Genomic DNA, 3,176 nt, shown 5'->3' on the forward strand with positions numbered 1-3,176 from the left:
TCTTTTAAAAATTTTTCTATTCCTCTATCTGTTAACTCGTGTTTTGTCATTGAAATTAAAGTTCCATATGGTATTGTTCCTATATGAGCTCCTGCTTTTGCTGCCTCTTTAGCGTGCCAAGGATTTCTAATACTTGCTGCTATTATTTCAGTTTTTATATTATGTTTTTCAAAAATTTTAGATATATCAGATATTAATTGTAGACTATTTTCTCCAATATCATCTAGTCTTCCTAAAAAAGGACTGACATACGTAGCTCCTGCTCTTGCAGCTAATAAAGCTTGTGTCGCTGTAAAAATTAAAGTTACATTTGTTTTTATTCCTTTTTCAGTTAATTTTTTACAAGCTTTTAATCCCTCTACTGTCATTGGAAGTTTTATTACAATATTTTTATGAATATTTGCTAAAGGCAGAGCCTCTTCTACCATTTTATCACATTCTAATGAAACCACTTCTGCACTAACAGGTCCATCAACTATCTCTGTAATCTCTTTTATTGTTTCTTTAAAATCTCTTTTTTCTTTTGCTATTAAGCTTGGATTTGTAGTCACCCCACAAATAACTCCCATCTCATTTGCTTCTCTTATTTCATTTAAATTAGCTGTGTCTATAAATATTTTCATTTTTTTCTCCTTTTTTAATAGTATATAAATTCATAAAAAACTTGTTTAATCTTTCACTTTTTCAACTTCTTCTCTTAAAGGAATTGAATCTTGAGCTCCTTTACGAGTGACTGCAATAGAAGAAGCTTTACTTGCAAAAACAATAGATTCTTCTACACTTTTCCCTTCAGAAAGTCCTAGAACAAAAGCTCCATTAAAACAATCTCCAGCAGCAGTTGTATCTATGGCTTTTACTTTATAGGCTGGAAAATGTTTTATTTCTTCTTTATTAACTAAAAGAACTCCATTTTCTCCTAAAGTAACCATAACATTTTTAACCCCTTTATCTAAAAAGTATTTTGCACCTTTTTCTATATCTTCAATACAATCTATTTTTTCTAATTTAGCTAGATGTTTTAACTCTGTTTCGTTTGGAGTAAAATAATCTATATTCTTTAAAATTTCTTCAGAAATATTTTCTGGAGCTGGGGCTGGATTTAAAATTATAGTTTTACCCAATTCCTTTCCTCTTTTTATGGAATACTCAACAGTTTCCATCGGGATTTCAAGTTGCAATACTAAATAATCTGACTTTATAAAACTTTCTTCATTTTTTCTCAAATAATTTATATCACAAAAATTATTTGCTCCTGGGATTACAACAATACTATTTTTTCCATTTTTATCAACATATATAATTGCCGTCCCTGTTGGGATTCCTTCTTGAATTTTTAAATTATCTGTTTTTATATTATATTTAACTAAATTTGATATCTGTTTTTTACCTAATTCATCATTCCCAACACAACCTAATATTTCTATATTTCCGCCCAATTTTCCAATGGCACAAGCTTGGTTTGCACCTTTACCACCATTCGAATATTTTATAGTTTCGCCAAATACAGTTTCGCCAATAATTGGCATTTTCTCCATAGAAATAGAGATATCGGCATTAAGGCTCCCTATAACAAGTATGTTTTTTTTCATAACCCCTCCTTAAATTTTTATGAAAATATTTTAAGAAAACATTTTCATAAATCTATTCTATAATTTTTATTTATATTTTGTCAAGATTTTTTTATTAAAAAATTTAGATTGACAAACCCATTCTTTTTATATCATAATATATTAATGAATTTTATATAATTTTATTGAAAGGAAATTTTTTATGAAAATTAAAGATATTGCTAGCTTAGCTGGAGTTTCTATTGCCACAGTATCAAAAATTATAAATAATAAAGATGAGGCTATTAATCCAAAAACGAGAGAAAAAGTTTTAGAAATTGTAAAAAAATATAATTATACCCCTTATAATATGATAAAACAATCAACTGATAAACACACCTTTACTTTAGCTATAATCTTTAAGGGAAATGAAGTAAACAATACAATTCTTAATAATATTATTAAAACATCTCAAAAAAGAAATTATTCTATTCTTATATACTTGAGTGATTTTAATTTAGAAAAAGAATTACAACATATTACTTCAATAGTTAAAAATAATGTAGATGGGGTTATATGGGAAACAGTTTCAGACGAAAGTTTTATAAATAAAAATTATTTTGAAAAAAATGATATAAAATATCTATATCTGAATTCTAAAGAATCTGGATATTTTATAGATTTTCCAAAAGGGATATATTTAGCTACAAAAAAACTTATTGAAAAAGGACATAAAAATATATTATTTTTTGGCGGTGATAACCAAGAGGAAAAAGAAAATTTTAAAAAATCTTTTTTTGATGAAAACATACCCTTTGATGAAAAATTTATAATTTCAACTTTAAAAGATTTAGAAAATATTCTTATTGAAAAAAAAATTACTGGAATTATAACAAAAACTATGGTTCAAGCTAAATTTTTAAAATCTAAATTAAAAGATATGAGATATAAAATTCCTGAAGATGTTTCTCTATTAACATTTTCAAATGACAACAATTCTTCTCAAATATCTTTTTTCAATATTCATGAAGGGAAAATGGCTGAATTAATCACAGAAAACCTAATAGCTCTTTGTGAAAAAAGAGAGTACGATAACTTTTTTAATCAAGAATTTTTATTAAATAATGAAAGTACAATAAGAGATATAGAAAATAGCAAAAGAAAAATAGTTGTCATCGGAAGTATTAATACGGATATAACTTTAAATGTTGAAGAGTTTCCTAGTAAAGAAAAAACTATTGTTATTGATAAACACCTAACTTCCATAGGTGGTAAAGGGATTAACCAGACTTTAGGGGTTCATAAAATGGGAGTTCCTATTTCTTTAATTGGAAAAATTGGTGATGATGTGGAAGGAAGAAAAATTCTCTCTAAACTTTCCTCTGAAGGAATTGAAGTAAATGGAATAGAAAAAGATAGTTCCTACGAAACTGGTAGAGCTTATATATATTTAAAAAGGGATGGAGAAAGTACTATCTCTATTTTTCCTGGAGCTAATAACAAACTTTCTCCTGAAGATATTGAAAAGAATCAAAATCTTTTCAAAAATTGTAGTTATTGTTTAATCTCTACTGAAATTCCAGAACCTTGTATAAAAAAAGTTATTGAAATTGCAAAAATTAATAATAG

At 26.4% G+C, this 3,176-nt stretch carries 3 protein-coding genes; 1 reads left to right on the forward strand and 2 read right to left on the reverse strand.

Annotated features, from left to right (window positions below):
• Both fsa and rbsK read right to left on the reverse strand, forming a co-directional pair.
• On the reverse strand, positions 1–623 hold a 623-nt coding region (gene fsa, locus Q1J48_RS05090; RefSeq protein ID WP_300361665.1), incomplete at its 3' end, for a fructose-6-phosphate aldolase.
• A 45-nt stretch (positions 624–668) separates the two neighbouring features.
• The gene (gene rbsK, locus Q1J48_RS05095) at positions 669–1,589 is read right to left on the reverse strand and encodes a ribokinase (RefSeq protein WP_300361668.1); all 921 of its coding nucleotides are present in this window, start codon (positions 1,587–1,589) and stop codon (positions 669–671) included.
• A gap of 181 nt (positions 1,590–1,770) precedes the next feature.
• Between rbsK and Q1J48_RS05100 the strand changes: the two genes are divergently transcribed.
• Positions 1,771–3,176, forward strand: a 1,406-nt coding sequence (locus Q1J48_RS05100) for a PfkB family carbohydrate kinase (protein ID WP_300361670.1), incomplete at its 3' end; no start/stop codon positions are given.

It is taken from the genome of Fusobacterium sp. (genome assembly GCF_029258315.1).
GTDB lineage: Bacteria > Fusobacteriota > Fusobacteriia > Fusobacteriales > Fusobacteriaceae > Fusobacterium_B.

Coding starts and splice junctions, on each gene's coding strand:
- rbsK (WP_300361668.1), bottom strand. CDS start 1,589: ATGAAAAAAAACATACTTGTTATAGGGAGCCTTAATGCCGATATCTCT.